The organism is Acetobacterium wieringae, from assembly GCF_001766835.1.
Taxonomy (GTDB): domain Bacteria; phylum Bacillota; class Clostridia; order Eubacteriales; family Eubacteriaceae; genus Acetobacterium; species Acetobacterium wieringae.
In genome coordinates this window covers 1-24863 of the sequence record NZ_LKEU01000030.1, presented here as the reverse complement: position 1 = coordinate 24863, position 24863 = coordinate 1, and the positions used below count along the sequence as shown (strand labels likewise).

At 46.8% G+C, this 24863-nt stretch carries 19 protein-coding genes; 2 read left to right on the top strand and 17 right to left on the bottom strand.

Features of this window, described 5'->3' with window-relative positions; genetic code table 11:
* Positions 1-28 precede the first annotated feature (28 nt).
* The 16 genes from ACWI_RS09750 to ACWI_RS09675 all read right to left on the bottom strand — a co-directional run bounded on the left by ACWI_RS09750 (position 29) and on the right by ACWI_RS09675 (position 17701).
* Entirely contained in the window at positions 29-325 is a 297-nt protein-coding gene (locus ACWI_RS09750) for a GNAT family N-acetyltransferase (protein WP_070371254.1), read from the bottom strand.
* Between the two features lie 19 nt (positions 326-344).
* Positions 345-2609 carry a diguanylate cyclase gene (locus ACWI_RS09745; RefSeq protein WP_070371253.1) on the bottom strand — a complete coding sequence of 755 codons (2265 nt, stop codon included), beginning with the start codon at positions 2607-2609 and terminating at the stop codon, positions 345-347.
* A 281-nt stretch (positions 2610-2890) separates the two neighbouring features.
* Positions 2891-3622, bottom strand: a complete 732-nt coding sequence (phoU, locus tag ACWI_RS09740) for a phosphate signaling complex protein PhoU (RefSeq protein ID WP_070371252.1) — start codon at positions 3620-3622, stop codon at positions 2891-2893.
* Between the two features lie 13 nt (positions 3623-3635).
* Positions 3636-4394 (bottom strand): phosphate ABC transporter ATP-binding protein PstB, encoded by a 759-nt coding sequence (gene pstB, locus ACWI_RS09735; RefSeq protein ID WP_070371251.1) that lies wholly within the window; start codon positions 4392-4394, stop codon positions 3636-3638.
* 8 nt (positions 4395-4402) lie between these two features.
* Positions 4403-5608 (bottom strand): phosphate ABC transporter permease PstA, encoded by a 1206-nt coding sequence (pstA, locus tag ACWI_RS19530; RefSeq protein ID WP_070371250.1) that lies wholly within the window; start codon positions 5606-5608, stop codon positions 4403-4405.
* Positions 5609-6490: a phosphate ABC transporter permease subunit PstC gene (pstC, locus tag ACWI_RS09725; protein WP_070371249.1), complete on the bottom strand. Its 882-nt coding sequence runs from the start codon at positions 6488-6490 to the stop codon at positions 5609-5611. It abuts the gene before it with no gap.
* Between the two features lie 97 nt (positions 6491-6587).
* Positions 6588-7430 (bottom strand): phosphate ABC transporter substrate-binding protein, encoded by an 843-nt coding sequence (locus tag ACWI_RS09720; RefSeq protein WP_070371248.1) that lies wholly within the window; start codon positions 7428-7430, stop codon positions 6588-6590.
* 224 nt (positions 7431-7654) lie between these two features.
* Positions 7655-8329 (bottom strand): ABC transporter ATP-binding protein, encoded by a 675-nt coding sequence (locus ACWI_RS09715; RefSeq protein ID WP_070371247.1) that lies wholly within the window; start codon positions 8327-8329, stop codon positions 7655-7657.
* The gene (locus tag ACWI_RS09710) at positions 8319-9275 is read right to left on the bottom strand and encodes an ABC transporter ATP-binding protein (protein WP_070371358.1); all 957 of its coding nucleotides are present in this window, start codon (positions 9273-9275) and stop codon (positions 8319-8321) included. Before ACWI_RS09710 ends, ACWI_RS09715 begins: the two co-directional genes overlap by 11 nt.
* Before the next feature lie 66 nt (positions 9276-9341).
* Positions 9342-10157 carry an ABC transporter permease gene (locus ACWI_RS09705; RefSeq protein ID WP_242871611.1) on the bottom strand — a complete coding sequence of 272 codons (816 nt, stop codon included), beginning with the start codon at positions 10155-10157 and terminating at the stop codon, positions 9342-9344.
* A 68-nt stretch (positions 10158-10225) separates the two neighbouring features.
* Positions 10226-11230, bottom strand: coding sequence for an ABC transporter permease (locus tag ACWI_RS09700; RefSeq protein ID WP_242871606.1), 1005 nt, complete (start codon positions 11228-11230; stop codon positions 10226-10228).
* A complete protein-coding gene (locus tag ACWI_RS09695; RefSeq protein WP_070371245.1) occupies positions 11215-12813 on the bottom strand; it encodes an ABC transporter substrate-binding protein in 1599 nt (532 codons plus the stop codon). The genes ACWI_RS09700 and ACWI_RS09695 overlap by 16 nt, the downstream gene beginning before the upstream one ends.
* A 502-nt stretch (positions 12814-13315) precedes the next feature.
* Positions 13316-13858, bottom strand: a complete 543-nt coding sequence (locus ACWI_RS09690) for an HD domain-containing protein (RefSeq protein ID WP_070371244.1) — start codon at positions 13856-13858, stop codon at positions 13316-13318.
* A 56-nt stretch (positions 13859-13914) separates the two neighbouring features.
* Positions 13915-14463, bottom strand: coding sequence for an NUDIX hydrolase (locus tag ACWI_RS09685; RefSeq protein ID WP_070371243.1), 549 nt, complete (start codon positions 14461-14463; stop codon positions 13915-13917).
* Between the two features lie 29 nt (positions 14464-14492).
* Positions 14493-15983, bottom strand: coding sequence for a DEAD/DEAH box helicase (locus ACWI_RS09680; protein ID WP_070371242.1), 1491 nt, complete (start codon positions 15981-15983; stop codon positions 14493-14495).
* 152 nt (positions 15984-16135) lie between these two features.
* The gene (locus tag ACWI_RS09675) at positions 16136-17701 is read right to left on the bottom strand and encodes a PucR family transcriptional regulator (RefSeq protein WP_070371241.1); all 1566 of its coding nucleotides are present in this window, start codon (positions 17699-17701) and stop codon (positions 16136-16138) included.
* A 183-nt stretch (positions 17702-17884) separates the two neighbouring features.
* Here ACWI_RS09675 and ACWI_RS09670 point away from each other — a divergent pair, with 183 nt between their 5' ends.
* Complete coding sequence (locus tag ACWI_RS09670; RefSeq protein WP_070371240.1) at positions 17885-19903, top strand: oxidoreductase; 2019 nt, start codon at positions 17885-17887, stop codon at positions 19901-19903.
* Positions 19904-20006: 103 nt separating this feature from the next.
* On the top strand, positions 20007-21230 hold the full coding sequence (locus ACWI_RS09665) for an MFS transporter (RefSeq protein ID WP_070371239.1): 1224 nt from the start codon (positions 20007-20009) through the stop codon (positions 21228-21230).
* 307 nt (positions 21231-21537) lie between these two features.
* Here the strand turns inward: ACWI_RS09665 and ACWI_RS09660 are convergent.
* The coding region (locus ACWI_RS09660; RefSeq protein WP_070371238.1) for a molybdopterin-dependent oxidoreductase at positions 21538-24863 on the bottom strand (3326 nt) is incomplete at its 5' end.

Below are 24863 nucleotides of genomic sequence, written 5' to 3'. Positions count from 1 at the left end.
GTTTTTCACTTGAAACGGTTATCGAATATTAATTATCACATGAATCGGTGTCATCTGAAAAAACATCACCATAGTCCGGGTTTTCACTGAGCACCTTTTCGGCATAGGAACAATAGGAGCTAATTTTAAGTTTATTTTCCCGGGCGAACGCCACTGCCTTAGCCACCAGCCTAACACCCAGTTCCTGACCTCGGAGTTCTCTGGTGACATAGACATGCTCAATAATCAAGTGTTGGCCTTCAAGGTGATAACTCAATAAACCGACAGGTTCATCTTCATTGACGCCCATATAGAACTTATTTTTCGCTTCATGAATGGTTTCCATTTAGTTCCTCCTTCTATCCTTAACTTTCAGCGACCACACGATTTCGCCCCTGACTCTTAGCCCGGTAGAGGGCCTGATCCGAGCGGATTAAGAGGGCATCAATCGTTTCGTTTTTACGCAATTGGGATACTCCAAAAGAGCAGGTCTTTTTTCCCACCTGCCTAAACACATGCGATTCAATCATTACCCGAAGTTTTTCGGCCAGAACCATGGCCCCAGACAGATCCGTGTCAGTAGAGATAATGATAAACTCTTCGCCGCCCCATCGACCTAAAACATCATTTCTCCGGATTCCTTTGGCCAGAATCTCGGTGATCTCTGTTAACACCTGATCACCAACCTGATGACCAAATTGATCGTTCACTTTTTTGAAGAAATCAATATCCACCATAATCACCGATAAATCCCGCACCATATCATCTGCCGCAGACTTTTGCTGCTTTAGCACCTCATCAATCTTGCGACGATTATAAAGACCGGTAAGTTGATCTTTAATGGCCAACTCTTTTAACTCTTCTTCCAACCGTTTACGCTCCGTTACGTCCCGTTCCATGTAAAGTACACCAATGGGATTGTTGTTATTATCCCGGAGAATATTAGCATTAACCTCGCAATAAAAATGACTGCCGTCTTTTCGTACCATCAAATATTCAGCAGCTCCAGTTAGATTTCCCTTGATCATTTCGGTGACATAGTAAATTGCTTTCTGTTGATGGCTTTCGTGAATAAATTCCAAAATATTTTTCCCAACACATTCTGCCATGGAGTCAAGGCCCCACATTGAATACGATTTTTCGGTTGCAAACTCTACCACCCCATCCATGGATGAAATTGCAATCCCATCCGGAGATGTCTCAATGATAGCCTTGAATTTTTCTTCGCTGGCTCTGAGGGCTTCTTCGATATATCGTCGTTCAATGATTTCATCCTGGAGCCGTCGATTTGTTTCGATTATTCGGGCGTGGGCTTCTTTTTCTTCTGAGATATCCCAATTCGTACCAATCATCCGGACAGCGTTTCCACCTTCGTCGTACTGTACCGTTGCTAAAGCACGAATGGTGTGAATGGAACCATCCTGCCAGACCACCCGGAACTCAAAATTGTATTCTTGTTTTTCCCGGATAGCCTGTTCTAACGCTGCGATTAGCTGTTCTAAATCGTCGGGGTGAATGACCTGTTTCCAGATTTGTTCCGGAACCCAATAGTTTTTTTCTGGTAGATCATAAAGCTCCAGCATTAAGTCATCAAAAAGCATTTGATTGGATAAAATGTCCCAATCCCAAATTCCGACCCGCCCAGCCCGAGTAGCCAGGGTAAGCCGGGTAGATGTTCGTTTTAATTCTTCTTCAGCCTGTTTTTGCTCTGAAATATCTAGAAGGACACCATTCCAAAGACAATCACCATTTTTCAACGGGGTTGGCTCGGATTCAAACCGAATCCAACGGATCGCTCCCCCAATCTGGCTACGCCCTTCCCAGCGAAAGCTCTGACCACGGCTGGCCGCCCCTTTTTTTGCCGCTCTCAGCGATTTCCGATCATCCGGAAAAATGGCCCGATCAACCGCCTCGGTATCGGCCAATACCTCAGCAACCGTTAAGCCCAGCATCTGGCAGAACTTTTCACTGCAGTATTCAAACCGGGTTTCGCCGGTACTTTTTCTGCGCATGGTATAGATCCCCACAGGAATCCGCTGTACCAGCTTATCATAGCGGGCGTTGCTTTGGGCTAAGGCCTGTTCCGCTTTTTTCGTCTCGGTAACCGTCCAGACACTTTCCATTAACAGGGTGATGTTCAATATGTCTCTTTCGACATAATCCGTCGCTTTATTGGCTAACCCCACCACCCCAACAATTTCCTGATTCTTAAAAACAGGAATGGTCAAAAAATTGTAAAGCGGGACATGTCCTTTGGGATAACCTCTTTTGAGCGGATTTTTTTGTTGATAATTGTTTATGACAATTGGCCGTCGTTGACGCACGGATTCCCCCCAGATCCCGGTTTTTTCCAAGTGATAGACGGTCTCCAGCTTTTCGACATGACACGCTTCCATGACCTCTTCAGACCAGGTATTTAAAATAAATTCTTCTCGGTCTTCATGGTAATGGTAGATATAACCGATCTGGCTACCAGTGAGTTCGATAGCCTGGGTGAGTGCATAATCCAGAAATTCCTGAATGGAATATGAAGGATGCTTAAGAATATCGACCAGTCGTCTTAACCGCTCTTCGCTGTCTTTATCTTCGCCGATGACAGTTGTGGCGCTTTGTGTTTTTTTCTTATTCATAGTATCTTCCAGTCCCTTTGCAAAAATTCAACCCGGAAATGACGCTCGTAAAATAAATAATAATCATTCTCTGCCTACGATCATTATAATCAGAACTGGCAGAAATTACCATCATTTTTATTCAACTTGCCCATTTGTTTTAGTCATATTTGTTTGAATAGTTAATTACCCAAATCGATGCCTGCTTATCAACTATTTAAAATTTAACGGTAAATAAATTGAACTGCAAAAAAAAGTCGGTAGTTTATTTATCCGACTTTTTTATGCTTGATTTTTAATAACTATTCCGCTGATTTTTCAAGTTCCATGGCCTTGATCTTTTTTTGGAGAGCCAGTGTCTGTTCAATCGTCTCTTCATCCAGGTCGTTAAAATCAATGTAGTCACCGGTAACGATATAAAAGACTGTTTCAAAAATATTGGTAGCGTGGTCACCAATCCGCTCCAGATAGGAACCGACGAAAATAAATACCGAACCCTGATGGATATTTTTTGAATTGTCCATCATATAGGCCAAACATTCATGATGAATCTGAATATTCAGAGCATCAATCTCGTCTTCCATATCCACCACTTCTCTTAAGCGACTAATGTCTTCATGAACAAAGGCCGCAATAGCCAGCTTTAACAACTTTTCGGCCAATTCACAGGCCCTCGGGATATCAACCAGTCGTTTCATATACACCACTTCCGACAGTTCCAGCACCCGCTTGGAAATATTCACCGCTAAATCAGCAATTCGCTCCAGATTGGTGATAATCTTATAGGTCGATGCCAGCCGCCGCAGATCCGTGGCTACTGGCCCCTGAGTCGCAATCACCTGACTGACTACCAGCTGCAGTTCAATTTCTTTGGCATCCACCAGATCATCCCGGTCGATGACCGATCGGGCCAGTTCGCAATCCTGCGATTTTAGCGCAGCTACCGAATCAGACAGCATTTTTTCAGTCATCGCAGACATCCGTAAGATTTCATCTTTGATCATTCGCAGTTCTTCATTATATTCAATTCGCATTTCATTCTCCTTATCAACCGAAACGTCCGGTGATATAATCCTCAGTCCGTTTATCATGGGGGTTTGTGAAGATGATCGGTGTTTCATTGAATTCGATCACCTCGCCCATCAGAAAGAAAGCAGTTTTATCTGAGATTCTCCCGGCCTGCTGCATCGAATGGGTAACGATAATAATGGTATAATCTTTCTTTAAACTGGACATCAGATCTTCAATCTTGGCCGTGGCAATGGGGTCGAGCGCCGAGGTCGGCTCATCCATTAAAATCACCTCCGGGTTCATGGCAATGGTCCGGGCAATACAAAGCCGTTGCTGTTGACCACCGGATAAACCCAGAGCCGATTTGTTGAGTCGATCCTTGACTTCATCCCAAAGGGCTGCCTTTGTCAGACTTTCTTTTACCAGGGCATCCAGTTGGTTTTTATCCTTCATTCCCTGGCATTTGGGACCATAGGCGATATTTTCATAAATACTCATCGGAAAGGGATTGGGTTTTTGAAACACCATTCCCACCCGGGTTCGCAGATTGATGACATCAATGGGCCCGTTAATATCTTTGCCGTCAAAGAGAATTTCGCCCTTTATTTTAACGCAGTCGATCAGATCATTCATCCGATTGAGACAGCGCAAAAAAGTCGACTTACCACAGCCGGAAGGGCCGATGAAGGCCGTCACTTCCTTTTCGCGGATTTCCATATTGATTGATTTAAGGGCTTGAAAATCGCCATAAAACAAATCCAGGTTTTTAGTATTAAACTTTATATTTGTGTCCATATTACTCCTCATTTTTTATTAAAGACGTCCAACTTGTCAGAAGTGATCCGAGACAAGATGTTCAGTACAATAACAATGACAATTATGACAATCCCAATCGCACAGGCGAGTTCGATGTTCCCTTCTTCTTTGGCCACATAATAGGCCTGTACCGTCAGGGTACTACCCGGTGAAAAGAGGGTTCCGGGTATTTGTGCTACGGTTCCAGCAGTTAATAATAAGGCCGCCGACTCACCAACTACCCGACCGATACTAAGCAGTACTGCAGTAGCAATTCCAGGAACCGCACAGGGCAACACCACCTTAAAGATGGTTTGCAGCTTGGTGGCACCAAGGGCCAGTGAACCTTCCCGAAAGGCCATCGGCACGGTTTTTAAGGCTTCTTCGGTACTCCGGATGATAACCGGCAGCAGGATAATGGCCACGGTCAGACTACCGGAGATCAGTGAGATCTGAAAATTCATTGCGACTACAAAGAAGGCCATCCCAAACAGACCAAAAATAATCGAGGGAATCCCCGCCAGACATTCAGCGGCGAAACGGATGGCATTGACCAGTCGTCCGGGCTTGGCATATTCGGTCAGATAAATCGCCCCGAATATCCCCAACGGTAAGGCCACAATCAGTGACAGCAAGACCATATACAACGTGGTGATGATATTCGACTTGATCCCACCGCCGGGTTGAACAACTTTTATTTTCAATTCGCCCGATTCTGCAGTGATCGTTTCTGCCACTTCTTCCAGCGTCATGTCGCCAAAATCAGTGCCGTTAATGCTCTGGAGAATATAATCGGTGCCAATGGTGATTGCTTTTCCGGTTGAATCAATGGCCCCGTTAAGCGGCGAGTCTTTTTCAATGTAACTAATCACAATCTGTTCCCGCTCGGTACTGTGATTTTTATAAGAAACACTGGCAATGGCAGCGCCGATGTTTTCCACATAGATGGGGCCTTCTTGCAGTGTTTCATAGCGTTGATCATAAGGTTGCTTGCTTTTCAGGCTTTCTTCGTCAATGCTCAGTGGCACCTCACCAGACTCCACAAAAGCGTAGACGACCTTTTCGTTATAATCCCGGGTCAAGAAATCCCAGTTTACCAGACCAATTCCCTTTACAAAAATAAACCCGACAATCGAGAGCAAGACACTTAAGGTGATGCCAGTGGCCAGATAAATAATCCCTTTGACTAAACTATCTTTTGCTGTTCTTCCCATTTAACTACCTACCTTTGCCTTAACCAGTTTATTGACAGCCAGATTGATGATCATAATAAAAATAAATAAGACCACCCCAGTTGAATACAGCAGCTCCTGGTGAACCCCGGAGGCGTAGCCCATTTCCAGGGCAATATTGGTCGTTAGCGGCCGGATCTGATCAAACAGACTGGTGGGAATCCCCGCAATGGGATTTCCACAAACCAGCATCACCGCCATGGTTTCGCCGATGGCCCGGCCAATCCCCAGAATCACCCCGGTCATGATTCCCGATCGGGCAGCTGGCAACACGACCTTAAAAATCGTCTGGATTTTTGATGCCCCCAGGGCATAAGAGCCTTCCCGATATTCTTTCGGGACAGCGCTGATGGACGTTTCTGAGATGCTGACCACGGTCGGTAAAATCATAATTGCCAGCACCAGGATCGTCGCCAGCAGCGATTCCCCCTGAGCCATGGGGGAAATTTTAAGCACATAGGGAACGATAATCCCCAAGCCAAAAACCCCATATAAAACCGATGGGATCCCTGCCAGTAGTTCTACCGCAAAACGGATCATCTTGCCCAGCCGGGAACCAGCCAGTTCCGAAATATAAACGGCGGTAAGAATTGCTACGGGTACACCAATTAGTATCGCTCCGAAGGTTGCATAAATGGATCCCACAATCATGTAAAAGATCCCGTACATATTTGAACCCGGGCGCCATTCAACGCCGGTTAAAAAATCCCATATGGGATAACTATTGGAAATAAATGGTTTAAGTCCGTTAAAAAACACGAAAACTGTAATCGCCAGTACACTGATTACAGCTACGAAAGCACAGATTAAAAAAAAGCCTTCGATGATTGTTTCTTTTCGTTTCTTACGTTTAATTGCCTGCAAAATAAACGCTCCTTTTCATACCCATGCTGGTCACCTGATGTCATGGGATTATTTTAATGAAGAGAGACTCCTTCTCAGGAGTCTCAGTTTTTTGGTATTAAACTGCGATACCACCGTGTTCTTCTACGATCGCCTGTCCTTCGGTACTCATCAGGAAGTCAAGGAATGCCAGGGTTGCATCGTCAACTTTTGACTCGTCATACATGGCCAAAAATGGTCGTGAAATGGGGTAGGTTTTGTTTTTAACATTATCAACGGTTGCTTTTACGCCGTCAACATCAATGGCTTTAACGGTTTTATCAACAAAGGTTAACGAAACATAGCCAATGGCATTGGTATTTCCAGCTACCGTAGTCTGAACATTTCCGTTACCTTCTTTGATGGTGGCATCAGCTTTCAATTTTTCTTTAAAGCCAACCAGTTCTTCGACTGCATCTCGGGTTCCCGATCCATCTTCCCGGGATACGACAACAATAGTTCCATCGGCTCCGCCAACTTCGCTCCAGTTGGTAATTTCGCCCATATAGATTTTAGCTACCTGATCTTTGGTCAGGTTGGTAACCGTATTAGCCGGGTTTAAGACGATGGCAATTCCATCATAAGCAAAGATTAGTTCCGTTAAATTACCCTTTTCTTCGGTTTTCAATTCCCGGGAAGCACAGCCAAAGGAATAGGTACCAGCGGTTGCGCCTTTAATCCCATCAGACGAACCCGTTCCGCTATAGGTGAACTTAGCATCAGGGTTTAAGGCTGTAAATTCTGAACCAGCTGCATCGATAATTTTCTGTACTGAAGTGGAACCGCCACCGTTGATTTCACCGGAAACCGCCTCTTTCGTTGTTGAGGTCGTTGTTGATCCAGATGAACCGCATCCTGCCAGGGTCAGTACGGTCGCACCAACTAACAGTGATACTAAAACTCTTTTTAATTTTTTTGACATTTTTTTCTCCTTCAAATTTCCTTGATTATCGTTGTTTGCATAGCTATCTTATCAAATAAAAAACCATAAAAGGTTTTGAGGAGGTAAAGAGATTGTTAACAGTCTGTTAAATAGATGGCGTTTAAATTTTTGTTTTCGATTACAGGATTAAAAAGCAAAAAAAGACAAAAACAGACTGGTGATTCAGCCTGCTTTTGTCTTTTTTATTACTTCGATTTAAGTGCTTATTCCAGCTGAGAAACCAATAGACCATCCGGCTTTAGATCAAGGTTCTTTATCTCGCCCTCACAATTATTTAGTACCGCTTCCAGATCAATGACCCGATCACAAATCCGTTTAATCAGTTTCTCTTCATGGCTGACAATGATCATCCCCATGTTCCGCTGCTTGACCAGATCCAGCACCACCTCCCAGATTTGGGCCTGGGTGATGGCATCAAGCATGGTTGTCATTTCATCGGCAATGATAAACTGTGTATTCGGGGACAGTGCTCTGGCGACACAAAACCGCTGTAACTCGCCGCCGGATAATTCATTGGGCCAGCGGTTCATCCAGGCTTCTTCAATTCCCAACCGGTGCAGCAATTCCCGATCAACTGGCCAGCCTTCGTTGACGGTATCACGGATGCGCCAGCGTGGATTGACTGATTTTTCAGGATGCTGAAAAATCATCTGAACCGGATTATAACCGGCAAAAGTATTCGCCTTGCCGTTTAATTCGACCCGTCCTTCTCTGGGCTTCTCGTAACCAGCTAAAACCTTGGCCAGCGTCGTTTTGCCGCAGCCGCTATTACCAGTCAAGGCCACAATTTCTCCGGATTCAACAGCTAAACTGATGTGTTTAAAAATCCAGCTGTTTTGATGATAACCAAAACCGATATTTTTTGCTTCAAGTCGCATGGATACACCTCACTTGTCCACCCCGAAGATCCTGCATCTCCGGTTTTTTACATTGACACTCCGCTGTTCTTAAGTGACAGCGGGGTTCAAACAGGCAACCCGGAGGCAAGTCTGTCGGTGTCGGTTGAAAACCGGGAATCGGTTTGAAGTCATTTTCCGGCAAGGCCATCCACAACGCTCTGGTATAGGGATGCCGCAGGGCTTCGCCCCCTTCTTTAAAATCTTCGATGGGGGCTACTTCGACGGTTGTGCCGGCATAAAACACTGCAATCCGGTCCGCAATTTTCATGGCTGCCTCAATATCATGGGTAATCATCATCACCCCACAACCCTGATTGGCCAATTCTTTAAGGTGCGCAAGGGTTTCTGCCACCACTTCCGGATGTAGTCCCGGGGTCGGTTCATCGGCAATAATCAATTTGGCTCCACCACTGACCGCTGTCGCCACCAAAACCCGCCGGGCCATCCCCCCGGATAATTGAAAGGGATAGAGCAGCCCAGCTTCTTTTGACAGATGATAGCGCTCAAATACCTGCTGCTGCAGCTGTTTTGCATCTTTTGTTCTGATGGTATTTTGCACCTGTTCACCAACCTTCATCAGTGGATCCAAGTAATTGACTGACTGGGGAATCAGGCTGATTTCCCGGCCCCGAAAGACTTTCTGGCGTTCTGTTGTCAGAGCTTGACCCTGATAGCGGATTGTCCCGGTAACCTTGGCATTGGTAGGGAGAATGCCTAAAATGGCATGTGCCAACAAACTTTTTCCTGATCCACTGGAACCAACAATAGCGACAATTTCTCCGCTGTTAACACTGACATTAAGGTCACAAATAACTTCCAGATTTAGCTGTTTCAAGCCCTTTGCATACTGAATAAAGGAAACCGACAGATTTTTTACCACCAGCAATTCCTCCGGATTAGCCAGACTTTCTGTGCTTCTATTCATTATACTCGCATTTGAGTGACTAAACTTACTCGTTTGCTTTGTATTCATTTAACCGCATCCCTCCTTCTATTCGTGGGCACTGTGAGGATCCATCAACAGACGCAGATTATCGCCGATGACATCAAAGGCCCGGACAATAACTAACAGCGAAAGACCCGGAAAAAACGCCAGCCACCACATCCCGGCCGCCAGATAACCCATCGATTCCGACAGAATCACACCGATGGCTGGCAGATGCGGTGATAATCCAAAACCCAGAAAGGTAATCGATGCCTCATGTAAAATGGCATGGGGAAAAATAAGAATCAGACCGACAAAAAACTGGGGCAGCAAATGCGGCAGAATATGTTTGCTGGCGATCCACCAGCGACCTTTGCCCATATGCCGTGAAACCAGCACATATTGCGAAGTACGCACCTGCATGACCTCTGCCCGGATCACCCGGGTCAGACTGGGCCAATGGGTTAGCGCCACCCCGATAATGACGCCTTTGGCGCCACCACCGAGAACCACCGCAATCAGAATCAGGGCCACCAGATGGGGAACCCCCATAAACAAATCGACCAGCCAGGAAATGGCGTCGTCAACCTTTTCACCCATGGTGGCAGCGGCCATCCCCAGCACCAGGGCAATAACCACACTAACGCTCGATGCCAGCAGACCAATTTGAATGCTGATGGCCAGCCCCTTAATGGTTCGGGTAAACATATCCCGACCCAGCCAGTCGGTTCCAAATGGATGGGACCAGGATGGCGCCAGGTTTTGTTGGGTAAAATTGGTCGCAATTCCCTCATTGCTCATTAACTGGGCAGCAATCATGACCCCAATCAGCAAAGCCGTACAGAATCCGGTGATAATCAGGATTTTTTGTCGACGGTTCAGTTTATAACTGCGAATCCCATTTCTTTGCGCACCCTCGAGTATGGTATTTTCTGGTTCAGTTAACACATTCATACGGATGCCCTTCCTTCCTTAATTCGGGGATCCACTATCGAGCAGATAATATCACCAATCAGATTCCCGGTGAATACAAATATCGCACTGATTAAGACAATCCCCAGTAATAGTGGAACGTCCCCCCGAAGTCCGGCCTGAACCGTTGCCTGACCTAAACCCGGGTAGGAAAAAACTTGTTCCGCCAGCACAGATCCCCCAAACAATTCACTGAAAGAAGCGAATTGCAACGTTACCGCTGGTAGCATAATATTCCTTACACCGTGCTTCCACACCAGACCCAGACCCGACTCGCCATTGGCTCTGGCAAACAAAATATAATCACTTTCCAATACATCCAGTAGTTTTTGCCGGGTGTGCAGGGCAATGTTGGCAACCCCGACGATACTTAAGGTCAGGGCTGGCAAAATCAGATGATAGATTTTTTCAGAAAGGGTCACGTTTTCAGATAGAACCCCTACCGGTACCCCCAGTCCGATGGGAAACCAACCCAGCCAGACCGAAAATATCATCAGTAGAATTAACCCCAACCAGAAGGTTGGGGTTGCCGCCAGGGTTAAGCAATACCATTTGATCGCCCGATCAATCAGTTTGCCCTTGTTCATTCCGGCAATGACCCCCATCAAAAATCCAAAAATTCCCGATAACAGCCAGGCTACCCCCATCAGCGCCAGTGAGGCCGTAAAGCGATTGCCAATCACCGTAAGAACCGGCACCCGATAGATCATTGAGGTACCAAAATCACCCTGTACAATGGCCCCAGCCCAGCTTATAAATTGCTCAACTGGAGGCTTATCAAGCCCCCAGTTTTCAGCAATCTGTTCCCGCTGTTCTTCCGAAACCCGCATCATATCGGCACCAATATAGGCCTGAACCGGATCGATGGGCGAGTTTTTTACCAGAATAAACGAAACGATACACAGCGCAATCAGCAAAGTAAGCATTCGCAGCGCTTTGCCCGCTACATATTTTGCCGAATTCATCTTTATTTTCGGTGCCATTCGGTAATATTCGCTGTTATTGGCCAACCGTGACCATGGGGCTCGGTGCGATTTTGGCCGATGTCCAGACTGTCATCCACCAGGTAAAGATGATCGATATTTACCAGCCAGGCCCAAGGAGCATCGCCCAAGGTACTGAAGCCCGTTTGGCCATCCCACTGGGCTTTTTTCCAGAGTTCGTTGGCAGCGGCTTCATCGGTCATAGCCAGGGCCTGATTCATATAGGCATCGACCTTATCATTTTTGTAGAAGGTGGGATCATTGGTCTCAATACCAGCGTTGCCGCTATAGTAAATATTGTACATCTCGATCGGGTCGTGACTTCCCCAGCCAAATAGAACTGCATTTGAAAACATCAGCTTGTAAATTTCATCCCAGCTTTTTCCCTCCACATTGACTTTGATACCAACTGGTGCAAGCATATCCACCACAGATACTGCCAATGATTGTCTGACCTTGTCGGATGATGAATAGATCAGGGTGAACTCGGCTTTGACGCCATCTTTTTCAACAATGCCATCACCGTCACTATCAACCCAGCCGCCATCGGCCAGCATCTTTTTAGCCCCTTCACTATCACCATCGGTAATTGCTGTCTCCGTATTGCCCCAGGGTAATCCATCACAGACTGAGTAGGCTTCAGAACCATAGCCAAGCAAAACCCCGTCGACCAGATTTTGTCGATCAATGGCATAATTAATCGCTTTACGAATGGCCAGGTCTGAGGTGACATCATTGCCGATGGGATAACCTTCGGCTGTGGCAGTACCCGATTTGACATAAGGCAGGGAAATCCCCCGATTGTCAACACTATCGACGGTCTTTAGGGTCATCCCATCCACTTTCTGGCTGGTCAGTGAGGGAACAATGGACGCCATATCCACTTCACCAGCTTTAGCAGCGGCAAAAGTCGCTTCTTCACTGAGATAGAGGAAGGTCACCTTCTTAAATTCAGGTTTAGTCCCATAATAATTGGCGTTGGCTTCAACGATCAGCTGTTGACCCTTGTCCCATTGTACAAATTTATAGGGACCGGAACCCACTGGTTTCTGGGCATAATCACTGCTATAGCTGGCTTTTGGCACAATCCCCAGGGCAGCGGTTGTATAAAGAAAGGTTGACTGGGGTTTATTCAGCTTGAATTCCACGGTATAATCATCAATCGCTTTGGCACTGGCCATCACGCTTAAATCCACCACTGATCCGCTTTTGGCGGTCGTTTCGTAGGTGAATACAACATCGGCGGCAGTTAATGGGGTGCCATCAGAAAACTTCACATCCTTGCGGATCTGATAGGTCCATGTCAACCCATCGTCGCTGATGATGTAACCGGTGGCCAAATCGTTCACGATATTCAGATCGTTGTCCCGGGTCAGCAGGGTACTCTGAAACAATGGCGAGCCATAGCGACCCCAACCGGTGGTGGGGTCAAAACCGTCATCCGGTTCCCCACCAATGGCCAATACCAACTCGTCAGCGGCCCGTGCTGTTTTTTTATCGGTTCCACCATTGCTGGCACAACCAGTTAGCATCATGGCAAACATCAGACAGACCAATCCTAAACATATAATTTTTTTCTTCATCTTTTCTCCTGTGTTTCTCATATTTTTATCACTGATTTGTATATAAAAAAACCATGAAAATTTCATCCCGCTGGGGAATTTAAAACCTTCATGGCTGCGTTTTTGTTGGTATTTTCACATTATCTGTGAATTTTTAGGGGCTGAAAAATTTTGCGTATTTTCTTGATTTGAGGGACGGTCATACCTGCTAATTACAGTTATTTTCCAATCGATTGACTAAAAAAATAATTGTACTATATTACCGATCATTAAACATTAGTTGCATTGCGCAAAAAAAGCCATAAATGTGCTCACACAACATTCATGACTTCCAGTGATTTCATATCACAGTTATACTTTTAATTGTTTAATTGGGTAACCTTGTACGTATTAATAAACTGTTTAGAATTATACTTGTATATAGTGGTTTTGTCAAGCCAGATAATTCCTTACACAATCCAAGGAATTAACACTCCGTACTTCTGCCTCTTCACGTTGTTTGTTTCTAACAGGATTTCTTCTTTTAGTCAAAGATCTCCTGTATCAGTGCTTTCAATTCAGCATACATTGCTAAGCCTTCCAGCGGTGCCAATGCATCCAGCACGCCCTGGTAATACCAGGCCTGCTTTTCCTTGCCTCTGACAAAAATATCCCAGACCTCTTCGCCGATTCTTTCGTAATCGGCTTTAACACTTCTTAAGTTAGCCAGCTTATCAGCACAGGCCAGCATCTGCATCTCCCGGGTTGCTTCATTTTTTAAAAAATCGATGGTATGCTGCTTGCGGGCTTCCCAGGGCAAGCTTTTATTTTCCGAGTCGGAGGCGACCAGATCAGCAACAGCATCGCCAAATTCCCGACGGATGGTCGTCAGACTGGTATCGGTATCTTCAACCGTATCGTGGAGCAGTCCAGCCATAATCAGGACTTCGTTTTCTTCCGGGTCGACGGCTTCGCTAAGAATTTTGGCGACCTCAAAGGGATGCGTGATATAGGGAACCTGGGAACCCTTGCGGAAATGACCTTCGTGGGCTTTGGCAGAAAATTCAATGGCTTTCGATATTGACATAGACCCTCCTTGATTTTTAACGCTCATCAAAATAATTCCAAACTAAATAGTAATGATCAGCGCTTATTTAAAATTTTATCATAAACCGCCTGCATATGGGGTTCACTGACATAGTTGGCCAGTTCGGGGATGGCAATCCATCGGACCCCGCTGTTTTCATCCGGTTTGATGGCCAGTGGTTCATCCTCAGAAGCCGAAAGTAAATAGGCCACTGATAAATGTAAATGGGCTGAAACCGGCTGATTGTTTTTAAGATGACCAAAAACCGGTAAAATATCCAATGAAATAATATTGTCAGACATGGCTGTCACCGTGCTTAATCCGGTTTCTTCTTTGGCTTCCCGGATTGCCACCTGCAGCAGATCTACTTCGCCATCGGCATGCCCTCCAGTCCAGGACCAGGACTGATAAATATTGTGGTAGATCATTAACAGTTTATCCCGTGCCGGATTAAAAATCAAGGCGGAACTGGTCAGATGGGCAATTTTATTGTCCCGGAGCAAAACATCCGGATTATTATGAATAAATCGGATAAAGGTCTGCTGATCGGCCTGTTCCTGAGCTGATCCGGGTTTAAATGCGGTAATGGCGGTTAAATAATCCATGGGATCCTCACGTAAAGCACTAAATTTAATTAATAAAATCGACGAATCGGTTTTTTTCGGGCCATGGTAACCGGCTTATCTTCAGCCAGAGTTACCTTTCTCGGCCGTCCCTTGATGTTTCGGGTTTGCAGTTCTTTTAGCACCTGGGGGCCTTTGTTATTGAGTATTTCCACAAAGGTGGAGACATCCAGGATCGTGATCACGCCGATATCCGCAGCGGTCATCCCCTCCAGATTACACAGCGTCCCAACAATATCCACCGGTCGCATTTTGGTCTTTTTACCGGCATTGATATGGATCTTGGTGATCTCCCTGGTCAGGTCATGAGCTTTATCCAGCTTTTCCTCTGGTTTTTCCTGCAGCTTTTCAATAAAGGCCGCTTTTAGCGAATGGACCGTGGATAAAGTCGGACACTCTTTTTCAATAATTTCTTTGTCGGTATAATTTTCAATCTCCCTAAACAAACGGCCTTCTTTTGCCGAAACCAGGGTAATCGCTTTACCAGTGGTGCCCCGACGACCGGTCCGGCCGATGCGATGGACATAGGTTTCCTTTTCCCAGGGGACATCAAAATTAATGACTAGCGAAATCTCATGAACATCAATCCCCCGAGCTGCCACATCGGTGGCGATCAGATAACGAAAGGCACCCTTTTTAAAGCGCTGCATAACCAGGGTACGGTCATCCTGTTCCATACCGCCGTGAATCTTTTCACAGGCCTTATTATCTTTGCCCAACAGATTATAAATGGTGTTGACCTGTTCCTGGGTGTTACAAAAAATAATGCAGCTGTCGGGATTTTCCACCACCAGCACATCCTTTAACACATCCAGTTTATCGTCATGGCCAGTTTGATAAACAAACTGTTCTATCGCATCGGTCCGTTTGGCCTCGGTTTCAATCTCGATGATCTGGGGATCGTTCATGTATTTTTTTGACAGCCGTTGAATCTCATTTTCCAGCGTCGCCGAAAACAACATCGTGACTCGATTTTTAGGCATTTCATTGATGATTTCCTCAACCTGATCGATAAAACCCATATTCAGCATCTCATCAGCTTCGTCGACGACCAGAAAACGGATCTCATCGGTAATAAAGGTTCCCCGTTCAATATGATCCATAACCCGGCCTGGGGTTCCCACCACCACATGGGTTTTCTGTTTCAGCTCTTTTTCCTGGCGGCGGATCGGTGATTTTCCATAAAGGGCTGACACCTTGACTCGCTTGAAGCGGCCAATGTTAAAAATATCTTCGTGGACCTGCAGCGCCAGTTCCCGGGTCGGGGTCAGCACCAGAGCCTGAGGTTTGTTCTCTTCCCAGTCCAGCAGTTCACAGATCGGAATCCCAAAGGCCGCCGTTTTGCCGCTGCCAGTTTGGGCTTTGCAAAGAATATCTTTTTTCTCCAAAGCAATCGGAATCACGGCTTCCTGAACCTTGGTCGGGTTTTCAAAATTTAGTTTTTCAATGGCTTTTAGGAGCTCATCGCTTAATTGGTACTGGTTAAATTTTTTACTTATCACTTTTTTCTGCTTTCTTTTTTATTATAAACTTATTTTAATCCATTTAAAAAGCTGTATCCACTGGGAATTCACAGAAGATACAGCTGGTTTATTACTTGACGTTTAATTATAAACTAAAATTAAACAATGTACAAGTTTTATTATTGTGTCATTTACTCTATTTTAGCAACGCTTAACTGCTTCATCATCTCATAGGTCAGCTGCAGATGTAAAAAGGTCTGATAATGATTCAACTTCACACCCATAACTTCTTCCATTTTCGTCAACCGATATTGCAGGGAGCTGCGATGCAGATGCAATTCTTTGGCGGTCTGGGCCTGGGAACGACCGTTTTTCATATAACAGTAAAGGGTTTCCAACAGATTGGCACCTTTTTTTTGATCATACCGCTGCAGTCTAGCAAGGGCGGGATGACCAAGCGCCTCACTGTTTTCCAGATTCGCCAGCACATCCATCAAATGGACAAAGCGGTAACGGTCATATAAAAAGATCACATCCTCCCGTTCCGATTTCAGTCCCAATTCGATTGCCGTCAGTGCTTCCTGATATGATTTTCGGATCTGTTTAATATCAGAGCCGTCATCACTGATTCCAAGAACTAGTTGTGTATCCTGGAGCCATTTTTCAATTTCGGACAAACCCTGTCCGCTAAACTGGCTGCTGCTTTCGTTGGCCAGCATGACAATATTATTCTGATGAATAATACAAATGGTGTTTTTGACCAGACTGATGATTTTTTTCCTTAAAAACGTCATCTCATAGCGGTTGCGCTTATCATGCCGGGATTTCAAAGCCACGATAAAAAACTTTTCCGGAAAGGCAATATCGACGTAATTGACGACTTTTCTCAGCTCATTTTCGGAATGATGATTACCGGTTAGAATTTCGGCAAACAGGTAGCCCAGTTTGACCCCTTCATTGCTGATTAAGGTCAGATTTTTCTGTATTTCCATGATCAGGAGGTCACTGAAAAATTCAATGGTTGCTTTTGTGCCGATTGAAAACGGGCGCTCGGTTTCAAAAACGGTCACCAGACCTATTTTTTTATTGCGGCTGGCTAAATTCATGGTGCAAAAGGAGTGCGGATAAAGCGCATTGCCAGAAAAGAAAACCGGTTCATGCTGATGCTCTGTTTTTTGTACCAGGTCTTTCATATAATAAAAATCATTGACTGAGCTGGAAATATAACCGTCCTCAATGCCATTTTCAACAATATGCCGCCACTGATCCGGCTGCTCCAGGACGCAGTCGGTTCGGGCCAACACCTTAAAATCTGCATCGGCCACATAAAGCGGATTGCCGAGAATCGGAGTCATCGCGTTGATGATTTCAGCCAACCCTCTGTTGTCGGTGATCCGCCTGATCATTTCAGTATAGATCTGGTGATATTCGCTGATGATGTCGGCGATTTTTTCCAATAATACCTCAATATCACAATCTGAATGGATCAGCGCCAGATCAATGTTATGAACCTTGTTATTTTCAAACTGAAGGGACGAATCGGCCAGGCAAATCAGTTGGGATGGCAGATGACGCGAATCAATCTGTTGCATTACGGCTGCTGATCCCAGATATAAGACCTCTTTCTTATACCCCTGTTCCGAGGATTTGAGCAACCGGACGCTGGAAAACCCCAGCTGATCGCCAGCGGCACCCTCAACGTACTCAAAGTTATCGTCATTTAATTGATCCAGAATCATGGGAATTTTGATTTTCATTTTTGTTCTTCCTTTGTATTTTCTTAAATCTTTAATCTATTTTATTTTATCATGTTTTTAATTTTTTAACATTTAAGTAATTGTCGAAATTCCGGCCCGCATTTTCAGCCATTGGTGTGATGCTGCGATGACGTTCTTGTTATAAAATTTAGTTATCTATAAAAATTGAAGGAGATTGTCATTATGCCAGAATTAAAGTATAAACATTTGTTTGAGCCCATCAAACTGGGTAAAACACTTCTCAAAAACCGGATCTTTTCTGCCCCCCAGGATTATCCCGGTTTAACCAGCGACCGGTTTTTAACCGAAGAAGCCGCCTATTTTTATGAGCGAAAAGCTCTGGGCGGATTTGCTTCGGTCTGTGTCGGCGACATGATCATCGACGGTGAATATGGCCGCAGCCACCCCTTTCAAATGCGGGGCAACGATATCCTTGGAAAGGTCAACATGACCCGAGTCAGTACTGCCATTACCCGCCATGGTGCCGTGGCCGGTATTGAACTTTGCCATGCCGGCCAAAATGCCAACCTGGGTTTAATGCCGGTCAATCCCGGCTTTATTTACGGCACGATTGACGGGATTCGCGAGGATGGGGTGGAAATCCGCGCCATGCAGGATGAGCAGATTGATGCGATGATTCAAAAATACTGCGACGCGGCTTCCTTTGCCCGTCAGTGCGGCTACAACATGATCACCCTCCACGGCGGTCACGGCTGGCAGATGCATCAGTTCCTCTCACCTCGGGACAACAAACGGACTGACAAGTGGGGCGGTTCAGTAGAAAACCGGATGCGTTTTCCACTGGCTGTTATCGAAGCCATTCGTAAGCGGGTCGGCCCGGATATGCCCATCGAATTTAGAATGAGTGCCACCGAATGTCTGCCAGATGGTTACGATCTGGATGAAGGAATTAAAATTGCTAAGCTATTAGATGGTAAAGTTGAAATGATTCATGTTTCAGTGGGTCATCATGAAATCGATTCGGCAGCTATGAAAACCCATCCCACCATGTTTTTGCCAGATGGCTGCAATACCTCCTATGCCGCTGAAATTAAAAAGCACGTCGAAACCCCGGTTGGCACGGTTGGTGCCCTGACTGATCCCGAAATGATGGAAGAGCTGATTGCCTCCGGCCAGGTGGACGTCGTCAATCTGGGCCGTCAAACCCTGGCTGATCCCGATCTGCCAATCAAGGCCCGACTGGGACGAGCCGATGAGATCAACCCCTGCCTGCGCTGTTTTTACTGCTTCTCCAACAGCACCATCGACGGCGTTTTCTACTGTGCCACTAATCCCGAAATTGGCCGGGAGCAAGCCAGTCTGACAGCCCCATTACCGGCTCATAAAAAGACGGTGTTGGTTGCCGGCGGCGGTGTCGGCGGGATGCAGGCAGCGCTGACGGCATCCAAACAGGGACACCGGGTGATTCTCTGCGAAAAAACCGATCGTCTGGGCGGGGCGCTGCTCTGTGAGGAAAAAATCCCTTTTAAATCAAATCTGGACACCTATCTTAAACGCCAGGCGTTAAAAGTATCCCGATCTGCCATTGAAGTCCATTTTAATACCGCCATCACCCCGGAACTGGCCGAATCCTTCCATCCCGACGTGATCATTGCCGCCATGGGCGCCCGGCCGCTGGTTCCCAATATCAAAGGCATCGACAGCCCCAAAGCCGTCGGCGCCGAAGAAGTGTATTATCATCCCGAACAAGTCGGCCAGCATGCCGTCATTATGGGTGGCGGACTGGTTGGTCTGGAGCTGGCAATCTTCCTGTCAAGCCTGGGCCGTGACATCACCATTGTCGAAATGGCACCCGGCACCATTGCCACTCCACCTCCGGTTGAAGGCACCTCCAACCGGATGGGCGGCTTAATGGAATTACCCGGCGGCTTCCCACTGGTTCACGGTGTGGCGCTGGGCGATGAACTGACCCGTCACCCCAATATCAAGCTTTGCGTTTCCACCAAAGCTCTGGAAATCACTGATACTGGACTGACTGTAGAAGATGCTGACGGCGTCCGCACTATCCCTGCCGATACGGTTATCTATGCTATCGGACAGAAACCGCTCCGGGAAGATGCTCTGGCTCTTTCGACATGTGCCCCAGAATTTTATCAGATTGGCGACTGCGTCACCCCGAAAAATATTTACGATGCCACCTCGGCCGCTCATCAGGTGGCCTGTGATATTGGCCGTTATTAAACCGATTAACCCCTGATTGCACATTCAATTTTTGACAATTTTATTAAGATGGCACAAACAATACTCCGGTATTGTTCGTGCCATTCATTAAGGAGATCAACACATGAAAAACAAAAACTATTCCTGGATCGTTCTGGCGATTGCCTGTCTGGCATTATTTTCACCAAGCTATACCCAATATCAGTTATCCCCCCTGGCACCGCAATTAATTGAACAATTCAATTTATCAATGAGCCAATTCAGCAGCTTATTTTCAGCCCCAATGATTCCAGCCATTTTATTCAGTCTGATTGCCGGTTTAATGGTTGATAAATTTGGCATCAAGAAAGTTATCGGCATCGCATTAGTTGTTACAGCTATTGGGACTTGTTTACGAGTCACTGCCACTGATTCAAACACGCTATTGATTTATATGATCTTAACTGGATTTGGTGCTGCTTTCTTAAATGCAAACGGCGCAAAAATCATCGGCAGCTATTTTCCTGCAGAAAAAATCAGCTCAATGATGAGTATCCTGCTGGCATCATCAACCTTGGCGATGACCCTGGGGATGGGAACAACCGCCTTTTTCCCAAGTATTACCAGTGCATTTATTTTTGCAGCAATCATTAGTGTTGTCGGAACGATTCTCTGGCTGCTAGTGGTTAAAAATCCCGAACAAACAGCATCCAGCGATTCAGCTTTTGAAACGGCGACTTTGGGAATGGCCGTTAAGGTGGTCGCAAAAAGTCGCCCGGTCTGGATTGTTGGATTTTGTCTCATGGGAATTGTCGCCTGTAATATTGCCATCAGTTCCTTTTTACCAACGGCGCTGGTTGGTCGCGGTATTGATGCCGTTGCCGCTGGCGGCTATGGTTCAATTATGCTGATTGGCAGTTTGGTTGGTTGTCTGATTTCACCCCTAATCGTCAGCAAAGTCGGTAAAATGAAACCCGTTTTATTGATCCTGGCCATGGTTTCTGCCCTCGGTGCAGCTCTGGCCTGGAGTGCCCCGGCTGGTTTTCTTTTGGGCATCAGCCTGTTTTTAACGGGTGCTGCTCTGGCTGGCCAGATTCCTTTGTTAATGACAATTCCTATTCAGCTTCCTGAAATCGGACCAGTATACGCCGGTACCGCCGGTGGTTTTACCGCAACCTTGCAATTAATGGGTGGCGTTTTAATCCCAACATTTATTATTACACCCATCGCCGGTTCTGATATGAAGCTTTTTTTTATCCTGGCTGGTGGCTGCATGGCAATCGTCGCAGTGCTCGTTTTCCTGCTGCCAGAACTTTGCTCAAAGAAATCTGAAATTATTTCAGAACCTGAGCTATCACCACAGGCATAAGTGAATAATCGCTAGTCTATAAACGTTAATTTTTAAAAACTCTATCTCGATTGAAATCAGATCATCCTGATTTTTTCGAGACAGAGTTTTTTTAAGTTTTAAAATTAGTTTAGCTTATTTAATGAAACGATCAAATGTAATACGATGTAATAATCGGCTTTAGATCATTACATCGTGCATGACCTGCCACATCAATTGTTACTATTGTTTTTATTTTTCTCTTAACAAAGATATTCCTGATTGATCACCTATGTATCAATCAGGAAATTTCTTTTAAACTTTTTTTTTAGATTTAAATTTAAATTTTTTAGGCTTTAACGAACTTGTTCAATTCATCCTGAACGGTATTCATCAGATAATCGGTACCCGGCAGTTCCGTAAACAGCCGACCATCGACATAGGGAGTTAGCGCCAAGCCTGGTTGCTCTGCTGCAAAATGCATTAACAGCTCCCCTGCTTCCACCTCCCGAAATGCCGGGTGATCTTTTTCAATGGCTTTTCTTATTTTTTTCGGGCAGGCCAAACCAAGATCTGCCGAAAGAATGTCGGCAATCGCCTGGGCCATCTCAATGTTGCTGAATTCCAAGGGATTCTCAACGGCTTTTTTAACTTTTAACAACCGTCCTTCGGTATTGACAAAGGTGCCATTGACTTCCGGGAAGGCCAGGGCCGGCAGTACCACATCGGCTTTTTCAGCAGCCTGGGTCAGGTGGGTATCCTGAACCATCAGGAGATCATATCGGCTTAAATCAGTACTGGGATCTTCGCCAAATAAGAGCAACGCTTTTGCTTCGCTTAAAACAGCGGCCGTGTTTTGCACCCCCAGATAATTGAGGCCCAGACTGTTGTTTTTAGTTGCCACCGGGAAAATCCCGCTGCGTTTGCCGTCGGCTTTACCCAGCAGCGCCAGCAGATTGCCGAGCATTGCCGCCGCTTCTTCGGTGACGTACTTGTCCCCGATAACCATCACCAGATTTTTGGCCTGGATTAGGCTTTCGCCGATTGCTCTGGCGTCCTCGCAGATATCAAAATCAAAAAGCGAGGTTTTCAGCAGCTCCAGATTTGCAAGATCTCTTTTGACTTTGCTGTTTTCCAGCACATGTTTGGTAATTTCTCCTAAAAATGACAACTGGTCACAACCAAGGATAAACTCCCGGCCCAGCTTACCATAGCCACTTTCGCGGTGATTGATCGCCATGATTGTTGCGCCATTTTTTGATGCCTGGATCAACTTATACTTGACAATCGGATTGTCCGCTGGCAGCATCCCCAGAACCAGAATGGTATCGGCGCTGACAATCGCCTCCATGTCCCGGATCTGAAAGTCGCCCTGGAGGACAGCTGTTCCGCCGTGACTGCGGTTGGAAAAGCTGAAGGTTTCCGCCCGGAGTACTTCGGCCAGCCGGGCAAAGGTATAAATTTCCTCATTGGTATACTTGGGTGAGATGCCCATCTTCACAGCTTCAGCACCATAGCGGGCGGCGATGCTTTGGGATTTTTTGGCAATGGTCACCAGGGCATCATACCAGGTGGCTTCTTCCAGTTCGCCGGCTTTGTTTCTGATCAGCGGGGTGGTGATGCGATCGCCCCACTGGACCAGGTTGGTGCCAAAGCGGCCGCGGCCGCACATCACGCCCTGGTTGAGGTCCTGATGGTTTGACCGGGGGATCGCTTTAATGATGGTATCACCCTTGGATTCGATAACGATCTGGCAGCCGGCGGAACAGTAGCCGCAGGTGGATTCGGTCTTTTTGGTATCGAGGGGAATCTGTTTTATCCCGGTGAGCCCTTCTCTTAAAGCACCGGTGGGACAGACCGAGATGCACATCCCGCAGCTGACGCAGCCGGTGTCTTTTAAGGGTTGGCGTAGGGCTGGTTCGACGATGGTTTCAAAACCGCGGTCGACCAGGCCGAGGGCCTCGGCGCCGACGATTTCGTCGCAGACCCGGACACAGAGGCCGCAGGTGATGCACTTGCTGTTGTCCCGGATCACAAAGGGATGGTCGTCCTGAATCTTGGCTTCCGGGTTCTTGCCCTTAAAGCGTTCGGGTTTAACCTCATACGCGTTGGCATAGGATACCAGCTTGCATTCAAAGTAATCCTGACAACCACATTCGAGACAGCGTTTGCCTTCTTCAACGGCCTGAAGGGGATTATAGCCTTCCACCACTTCCAGGAAGTTATCATTGCGGGCGTCTGGGGTTAAATGGGTCATTGCCGGGCGTTTGTTTTTCTTGATGCTTTCGAGATAGTCCTGATCGACCGCTTCTCTTATGACGTAATAGGGTTCGTGGTAGGCAATGCTTTCGCCGTTTAAATAGCCTTCGATAAAGGGCACGGCTTTTTTAGCATCACCAACGGCTTTAATGACAATGGAGGCACCACTGTTGATGCAGTCGCCGCCGGCAAACACGCCATCCAGATTCGTCCGAAATGTCTGTTCGTCGGCCAGCACGGTATTCCATTTGGTCAGCGCCAGACGGTTGTCATCACTGTTTTCTTCTGTTTTCGCTGTGCCGATGCCATCCGGGTTGATGCCCTGGCCAATGGCCAGAATCAGGGTATCGATATCAAGGATCTCTTCTTCGCCCTCGATGGGGACTGGACTTCTTCTGCCGCTGGCATCGGGTTCACCCAGGGCCATTTTCTGGAGCCGGATTTTGACAATCTGGCCGTCGTCACCCTTAATGACTTCGATGGGGTTGGTCAGGTTCTTGAAGATCACCCCTTCTTCTTCAGCTTCGCTGATTTCAATTTCCTCAGCCGGCATTTCGGCTTTGGTGCGGCGGTAGATGTTGTAGACTTCCTTGGCACCTAACCGGATAGCAGTCCGGCAGGCGTCCATGGCAGTGTTGCCGCCGCCGACAATGGCGATTTTTTCGCCGAGGGTAATCGGTTCGTTATTGGCCACCTGCTGCAGCAGCTCAATCCCGCCGATGACGCCCTTGGCATCGATGCCGTCACATCTCAGGCCGGAACTGGTCCAGGCACCCAGGGCCACATAGACGGCGTCATGGGTGTTGCGGATGGTCTCAAAAGGGAGATCGACGCCGATGCGGGTATTGTTTTTAAAGACGACCCCCATGTCTTCGATCAGTCCCACTTCTTCGTCAACGACCCCTTTGGGCAGGCGGTATTCGGGAATCCCGTAACGGAGCATCCCACCCATTTTGGGCATGGCGTCATAAATGGTGACGGCGTGACCGGATTGGATCAGATAATAGGCGGCGGTGAGTCCACCGGGACCGCCGCCGATGATGCCAATGGATTTACCGGTGGCGTTCTTGATTTCGGGCATGAACATGTTATGGGTCATATCAAAGTCGGCGGCGAAGCGTTTGAGCCAGGCAATGGCAATCGGTTGATCGACCTCGCCGCGACGGCAGGCATCTTCACAGGGATGGGGACAGACCCGGCCAATGGCCCCGGGCAGGGGCAGCTGTTCTTTGATCAGCTTCAAGGCTTCTTCGAATTCGCCATTGGCGATTAAACCGACATAGCCCTGGCAGTCGGTGGTGCCGGGACAGGCCCGCTTACAGGGGGCGACGCAGTCGCCGATATGTTTTGAAAGCAGCAGCTCCAGGTTGGTTTTGCGGGATTCAATGACCCGGGGGGTCCGGGTGCTCACCACCA

Bases quoted from the DNA above. Each gene is read 5' to 3' on its own strand.
- ACWI_RS09670 (WP_070371240.1), top strand. From the start codon at position 17,885: ATGCCAGAATTAAAGTATAAACATTTGTTTGAGCCCATCAAACTGGGT.
- ACWI_RS09700 (WP_242871606.1), bottom strand. From the start codon at position 11,230: ATGGCACCGAAAATAAAGATGAATTCGGCAAAATATGTAGCGGGCAAA.
- ACWI_RS09675 (WP_070371241.1), bottom strand. From the start codon at position 17,701: ATGAAAATCAAAATTCCCATGATTCTGGATCAATTAAATGACGATAAC.
- phoU (WP_070371252.1), bottom strand. From the start codon at position 3,622: ATGCGAATTGAATATAATGAAGAACTGCGAATGATCAAAGATGAAATC.
- ACWI_RS09750 (WP_070371254.1), bottom strand. From the start codon at position 325: ATGGAAACCATTCATGAAGCGAAAAATAAGTTCTATATGGGCGTCAAT.
- pstA (WP_070371250.1), bottom strand. From the start codon at position 5,608: ATGGGAAGAACAGCAAAAGATAGTTTAGTCAAAGGGATTATTTATCTG.
- ACWI_RS09665 (WP_070371239.1), top strand. From the start codon at position 20,007: ATGAAAAACAAAAACTATTCCTGGATCGTTCTGGCGATTGCCTGTCTG.
- pstB (WP_070371251.1), bottom strand. From the start codon at position 4,394: ATGGACACAAATATAAAGTTTAATACTAAAAACCTGGATTTGTTTTAT.
- ACWI_RS09745 (WP_070371253.1), bottom strand. From the start codon at position 2,609: ATGAATAAGAAAAAAACACAAAGCGCCACAACTGTCATCGGCGAAGAT.
- ACWI_RS09715 (WP_070371247.1), bottom strand. From the start codon at position 8,329: ATGCGACTTGAAGCAAAAAATATCGGTTTTGGTTATCATCAAAACAGC.
- ACWI_RS09710 (WP_070371358.1), bottom strand. From the start codon at position 9,275: ATGAATAGAAGCACAGAAAGTCTGGCTAATCCGGAGGAATTGCTGGTG.
- ACWI_RS09690 (WP_070371244.1), bottom strand. From the start codon at position 13,858: ATGTCAATATCGAAAGCCATTGAATTTTCTGCCAAAGCCCACGAAGGT.
- ACWI_RS09695 (WP_070371245.1), bottom strand. From the start codon at position 12,813: ATGAAGAAAAAAATTATATGTTTAGGATTGGTCTGTCTGATGTTTGCC.
- ACWI_RS09685 (WP_070371243.1), bottom strand. From the start codon at position 14,463: ATGGATTATTTAACCGCCATTACCGCATTTAAACCCGGATCAGCTCAG.
- ACWI_RS09720 (WP_070371248.1), bottom strand. From the start codon at position 7,430: ATGTCAAAAAAATTAAAAAGAGTTTTAGTATCACTGTTAGTTGGTGCG.